Source organism: Flavobacterium sp. UBA6195 (genome assembly GCF_002422095.1).
GTDB lineage: Bacteria > Bacteroidota > Bacteroidia > Flavobacteriales > Flavobacteriaceae > Flavobacterium.
Map to the genome: position 1 here is coordinate 1 of NZ_DITB01000094.1, position 6528 is coordinate 6528.

General features: G+C 33.0%; 7 protein-coding genes. 2 read left to right on the forward strand and 5 right to left on the reverse strand.

From position 1 onward, the window contains the following. On the forward strand, positions 1 to 1212 hold a 1212-nt coding region (locus tag B4I81_RS08485), incomplete at its 5' end, for a sensor histidine kinase (protein ID WP_291109633.1). After that, on the forward strand, positions 1205 to 1891 hold the full coding sequence (locus B4I81_RS08490) for a response regulator transcription factor (RefSeq protein ID WP_291109635.1): 687 nt from the start codon (positions 1205 to 1207) through the stop codon (positions 1889 to 1891). The genes B4I81_RS08485 and B4I81_RS08490, both read left to right, overlap by 8 nt. Before the next feature lie 3 nt (positions 1892 to 1894). Here the strand turns inward: B4I81_RS08490 and B4I81_RS08495 are convergent, their stop codons facing one another. The 5 genes from B4I81_RS08495 to B4I81_RS08515 form a co-directional block, all read right to left on the reverse strand. Beyond that, positions 1895 to 2308: a c-type cytochrome gene (locus B4I81_RS08495; RefSeq protein ID WP_291109637.1), complete on the reverse strand. Its 414-nt coding sequence runs from the start codon at positions 2306 to 2308 to the stop codon at positions 1895 to 1897. A 69-nt stretch (positions 2309 to 2377) separates the two neighbouring features. Beyond that, positions 2378 to 3376, reverse strand: a complete 999-nt coding sequence (gene hemB, locus B4I81_RS08500) for a porphobilinogen synthase (RefSeq protein ID WP_291109639.1) — start codon at positions 3374 to 3376, stop codon at positions 2378 to 2380. Positions 3377 to 3409: 33 nt separating this feature from the next. After that, positions 3410 to 4312: an oxygen-dependent coproporphyrinogen oxidase gene (gene hemF, locus B4I81_RS08505; protein WP_291109641.1), complete on the reverse strand. Its 903-nt coding sequence runs from the start codon at positions 4310 to 4312 to the stop codon at positions 3410 to 3412. A gap of 366 nt (positions 4313 to 4678) precedes the next feature. Continuing rightward, a complete protein-coding gene (hemE, locus tag B4I81_RS08510; RefSeq protein WP_291109643.1) occupies positions 4679 to 5701 on the reverse strand; it encodes a uroporphyrinogen decarboxylase in 1023 nt (340 codons plus the stop codon). A 29-nt stretch (positions 5702 to 5730) separates the two neighbouring features. Next, entirely contained in the window at positions 5731 to 6390 is a 660-nt protein-coding gene (locus tag B4I81_RS08515) for a uroporphyrinogen-III synthase (protein ID WP_291109645.1), read from the reverse strand. Between the last annotated feature and the right edge of the window lie 138 nt (positions 6391 to 6528).

Genomic DNA, 6528 nt, shown 5'->3' on the forward strand with positions numbered 1-6528 from the left:
ATTATCATGCAATTGTTTTTGCTCAATCAAGCCTATATATTTGAGAAAAAGGATATGGAAGATAAAATCCATTTTGCTTTACAAGATGTAGTAGGTAAAATTTACAAAGACAATAAAAAGGAATTGCCAATTGGTAATCAAATTAAAAAAGTATCAGAAAATTATTTTATTGTTAATGTTAATGATGTTTTTGAGAATAACATACTAGAACAATATTTAAAAGTTGAATTTGAAAAAGTTAAGCTCGAATTAGATTATGAATATGCCATTTATGATTGTAGTTCAGATGCTATGGTGTATGGAAATTATATTTCAGATAATGGAAAAGAACCTTCTAAATTTTGTGCCGAATGTTTTTCAAAAAATACGGATTTAACCTATTATTTTGCAGTTCGATTCCCAAATATCAAACAAACTTATTTTAGAAGTTTATCGCAATATTGGATTTTTACTGGCGTTTTATTCTTGGTTTTAATCATTTATGTATATTCTGTTTTATTGATGTTAAAGCAAAAAAGATACACCGATTTGCAGAAGGATTTCATCAACAATATGACGCATGAATTCAAAACACCTTTGGCTTCCATTTTAATTGCGTCTAATTATGCCAATACTCAAAAGGAAATTATCGACAATCCTAAGCTTTCAAAATACATGCAAATTATTATTAATCAAAGTAACAAGTTGAACCAGCACATCGAGAAAATTCTATATGTAGCGAAGACCGAAAGCAAGCAAATTGAGTTAGAAAAATCGAAAGTGGATCTGAAAGTATTATTAGAGTTAGTTAGAGAAAACATATTTTTAAAACATCAAAAAGAAATTAAAATTGAAATTCAATTAGATCAAAATTATAGCATTCAAGCCGATGAATTTCACTTTTATAACCTGATTTATAATATTTTGGACAATGCCGTAAAATATTCAGGTAACAATCCAGAAATTTTAATTCAATCTCATGAAAATTCAAAAGGATTGGCTTTAAAATTTACCGATAACGGTTGTGGAATTCCAGAAAGCGATTTGCCATTTGTTTTTGATAAATTCTATCGTGTAGCAAGGGAAGATAGTAAAGATATAGAAGGTTTTGGAATCGGACTTTCGTATGTAAAACGCGTTTGCGAATGGCATAAATGGAAAGTCGAAGCTAATAATAATGAAGAAAAAGGAATCACCATAACCATCCAAATAAATAAAAACGATTATGAGTAAAAAGCGCATTTTGTATGTTGAAGACGACGAAACCTTAGCGTTTTTAACTTCCGATAATTTAGAGCAACATTTTGATGTAACGCATTGCGCCAATGGGAAAGAAGCTTTTCAATTGTTTTGTAAAGAATCTTTTGATTTATGTGTTTTAGATATTATGTTGCCCGATATGGATGGATTTGAAATGGCAACTGAAATCAGAAAACGAAATCAAGAAATTCCGATTATTTTCCTTTCAGCAAAAACCATGAAAGACGACCGAATTAAAGGTTTGAAATTGGGTGCCGATGATTATTTGGTAAAACCTTATTCGATTGAAGAATTGATTTTAAAAATCGAAATTTTCTTAAATCGAAGTCAGAAATCAACCGATAATTTAAACCAAAAACAATATAAGTTTGGAAGTTTTCAATTTGAACCTGAGAATTATTTATTGAAAAATGACAATCAAAGCATAACTTTAACCGAAAGAGAAGCGTCACTTTTAAAATTATTTTTAGACAACCCGAATACCGTTCTAAAGCGTGAAAAAATCTTAATAGAATTATGGGGAAGCGATGATTATTTCTTAGGAAGAAGTTTAGATGTATTTATTTCAAGATTACGAAAAATCATAAAAGAAGAAACCCACGTGAGAATCGAAAACATTCCGCGCGTGGGCTTTAAATTGGTGGTTGAGTAACAATTATTCGAAACTCATCATATATACTTCTAGCGCTTTGCGTTCTTCAGCTGTCATGGCTTTTGTAATAACAAAGTTAGCTTTCATAGTTTCGTATTGTGTTGGGTCAACAATCGCTTCACTTTCTTCGTTTATAAAAGAAGCGATACTTGCTCCTTTTTCCTTGTAAATTTTAGCGATATCTTTTATTGCTGGTCCAATTACTTTTGTATCAGGTTTATGACATGCGGTACACGTTCCTTTTCCTTCGAAAAGTTCTTGCCCTTTTGCTAGTAATGGATCAACTGTAGTTTCTGTTACTACTTCTGTTTTTTCTTCAACAGGATTTCCGTAGGCATCAGTTTCTTTTTTTTCGCCACAATTCGTTAAAGAAATGGCTAATGTAAAAACAGCAAACGATTTAAAAATAAGTTTCATTTTGATATAATTTAGAAATATCGATAAAATTACAATATCGCTTTCACTTGGTTTGTGACAAATGTCACATTACTTTTTATTTAATAAAATGGCTGCTTCTTTAGCAAAATAAGTGGAAATCAAACTCGCACCCGCTCTTTTGATACACATTAATTGTTCCATCATAATTTTATCATGATCTAACCAACCTCTTTCCGAAGCAGCTTTAATCATCGCATATTCTCCCGAAACATGGAAAACTGTTACCGGAACATCCACTGCATTTTTCACTTCACGAACGATATCTAAATAAGCGATTCCAGGTTTTACCATAACCATATCTGCACCTTCTTTTACATCCCAAAGTGCTTCTTTTACTGCTTCGATGCGATTCGCATAATCCATTTGGTAGGTTTTTTTGTCTTTTGGAACTTCTACATCAGCATCTTTTGGAGCAGAGTCCAAAGCGTCACGAAACGGACCATAAAAAGCAGAAGCATATTTTGCCGAATAACTCATAATACCAACATTATGAAATCCCGCAGCATCTAAACCTTGACGTAAACGTAAAACACGACCATCCATCATATCACTAGGAGCCACAAAATCGGCACCAGCTTGTGCATGTGAAACCGCCATTTTTACTAAAGCATCATTTGTGGCATCATTTGCTACATCACCTTTTTCAATAATTCCATCGTGACCATAAATCGAATATGGGTCTAAAGCCACATCAGGCATTACAATCATTTCTGGACAAGCTTCTTTAATAGCACGAATGGCTCTTTGCATCAAACCATTATCGTTCCATGCTTCTTTTCCAGTATTGTCTTTTAAATCATCGCTAACTTTTACATAGATGTTTACGGCACGAATTCCTAAAGCGAATAATTCTTTCACTTCTTCTACCGTTAAATCTAAAGTGCGACGGAAAATGCCTGGCATAGAAGAGATTTCCACTTTGGTATTTTCACCTTCCATGATAAACATTGGAAACATAAAATCAGCGGGGCTTAAACTAGTTTCGCGAACTAAACTTCTTATAGATTCGTTTACTCTTAAACGACGACCTCTGTGTATTGGAAACATAATATTTTATGATTTGTGATTGATATTGGATAATTATACCCAATCAATTGGTTTTGCTAATATTTTTAATAATTTTTCTTCTTCACTTCCTGTTTCTGGATGATGATCATATACCCATTGCACATGGGGTGGTAAACTCATCAAAATACTTTCGATTCTACCGTTCGTTTTTAGTCCAAAAAGAGTGCCTTTATCGTGAACCAAATTGAATTCTACATAACGACCACGACGAATTTCTTGCCAAGTTCTTTGAGCATCTGTATAAGGTAAATCTTTTCTTTTTTCTACAATTGGAACATATGCTTGAAGGAATGAATTCCCAACTTCTGTTACAAAATTGTACCAATCTTCCATTTTCATGGTGTCGGTTTCTTTCAAATAATCGAAAAACAAACCACCAATTCCACGAGCTTCATTACGGTGTGCGTTCCAAAAGTATTCGTCACATTTCTTTTTATAGTTCGGATAAAATCCTGGATTATGTTTGTCGCAAGCCGTTTTACAAGTTTGGTGAAAATGTTTTACATCTTCCTCAAACAGATAATACGGGGTTAAATCTTGTCCGCCACCAAACCATTGATTGATGATGTTACCGTTTTCATCATACATTTCAAAATAACGCCAATTGGCATGAACCGTAGGCACCATTGGGCTTTTCGGATGAATCACCAAACTCAATCCACAAGCAAAGAAATCCGCTTCTCCTACGCCGAACATTTTTTGCATCGTATCAGGTAATTTCCCGTGAACAGCAGAGATGTTTACACCGCCTTTTTCAAAAACAGTTCCGTTTTCAATTACGCGAGTGCGACCTCCGCCACCTTCTGGTCGTTCCCAAATATCTTCACGAAATTTAGTACCACCATCAATATCTTCTAATCCTTTACAGATTTGATCTTGTAGGTTTTGTATGTAGGTGTAGAATTTATTTTTCATTTTTTACTCTAAACAATTTTAAAAAATATAAGCTTGATATTAGTAAGTGTATTGTAAAAGGAATTGTGAATTCAAAATGTTTTAAATTTTCAATTTTTACAAAAACAATAACCGCTATAATTAGCAGCAATTGACCTAGAAAACCCAATATTAATCTTTTATTTAAATATAAAATTATTCCTAAAATTGATAATATCAGAAATAAATTTTCAATTGAAAGCAATATAAACTCATCTGTTAAAGAAAAGATTTGAAGTATCAATAAACCAATTACTAAAAAAAAAGGCAAACTAACATGTGAAGTTGGAATGCAAATAAAAAGAAATAGTAAAATGGACAAGTATTTCAAATTAACACCATTCATAATTATTTATACTCTTTCACCGCTTCCACAAAAGCCTTCGCATGATCCACAGGAATATTTGGTAAAATTCCATGTCCTAAGTTTACTATGTATTTGTCTTTTCCGAATTCGTCAATCATTTCGTGAACCATTTTTTTGATGGTTGGAATTGGAGATAACAAACGACTTGGATCAAAATTTCCTTGTAATGTGATGTCACCACCCGTTAAATAACGAGCGTTTCTTGGTGAACAAGTCCAATCTACTCCTAAAGCAGATGCTTTTGATTTTGACATTTCGTTTAAAGCGAACCAACATCCTTTTCCGAAAACGATTACTTCTGTTTCTTCAGCTAACGCCTCTACGATTTGGTTGATGTATTGCCATGAAAATTCTTGATAATCTACTGGAGAAAGCATGCCTCCCCAAGAATCAAAAATCTGAATGGCGTTACAACCTGCTTTTACTTTTTCTTTTAGGTATAAAATCGTAGTATCAGTGATTTTTTGTAATAATAAGTGTGCCGCAACTGGATTTGAAAAGCAAAATCCTTTTGCGGTATCAAAACTTTTAGAACCTTTTCCTTCAACCGCATAACAGAAAATCGTCCATGGCGAACCAGCGAAACCAATTAATGGCACTTCGTCATTCAACATTTCTTTGGTTAGTTTTACCGCATCCATTACGTAACCTAAGGTTTCGTGAATATTCGGCACAAAAACTTGATTTACTTGTTCCATTGTGCGAATTGGATTTGGAATTATCGGACCTAAATTGTCTTTTAGTTCCACGTGAATTCCCATAGCTCTTGGAACCACTAAAATGTCTGAGAATAAAATAGCCGCATCTGGTTTTACAATTCGAATGGGTTGCACTGTGATTTCAGCAGCTAATTCTGGCGTTTCGCAACGTGTGAAGAAATCATATTTATCGCGTAAAGCTCTAAATTCTGGTAAATATCTTCCTGCTTGACGCATCATCCATACAGGTGGACGTTCTACAGTTTCTCCTTTTAATGCTCGTAAAAATAAGTCGTTCTTAATCATTTTTTATGCTTTATGCTTTAAGCAATTGGCTATAAGCGTTTATAATAATGTATTACTTCGTTAATTACATTTTCAACAGTGGGTTGTGATGCAATTACTATGTTTTTTGTTTTATTTTCTAATGCTTTTGCTGTGGTGGTTCCAATGCAAAAACACGTTTTATTTTCTAATGTGTTCTTTTCTAAAAAGCTGTTGACTCCAGACGGACTGTAAAACAAAACGCCATCAAATGTTTCTTTGATTTGGTGTGGTTTCAGTTTGGTTTCATATACGACAATTTCGTTATATGCGATTTTATTTTGCTGAAAAAAAGCAGGAATTGTATTTCTTCTGATATTTCCGCAAAAGAAAGTAAACGAATTCGTTTTATATTTTGATTCGATTATTTGGATTAATTCTTCCGCATAATCGGCACTTTCAATAACGGTGAATTCTTTCTTTTCAAGGAAACTTCGGGTTTTACTTCCCACACACAAACACGAAATGGAATGAACGTTTTTTATGTCCGATTTTAAAACACTTTTTACCGCTTCTTTACTTGTAAATATTAAGTAATCGTTGAGTTGAGGTATTTCAAAATCAATAGATTTAGTTTGAATAAAATTCTTTTCTACAAGTTCAATTTTAGCATCAGAAAGTTTGTTTTTTAATGCTTTTGAAAGTTTTTTTGTAGAGAGAATTCGGGTCATTTTAGCTTCTAATTTGGTGTTCTTCTTGTCCTAAACAATAGGTTTCGATGTCTTTATTATAACCATAAACCACTAAAATATCATGCTCCTGTACTACAGTTTCAGGATCTGGGCGGCCAATTGTTTCTTTTACTATCG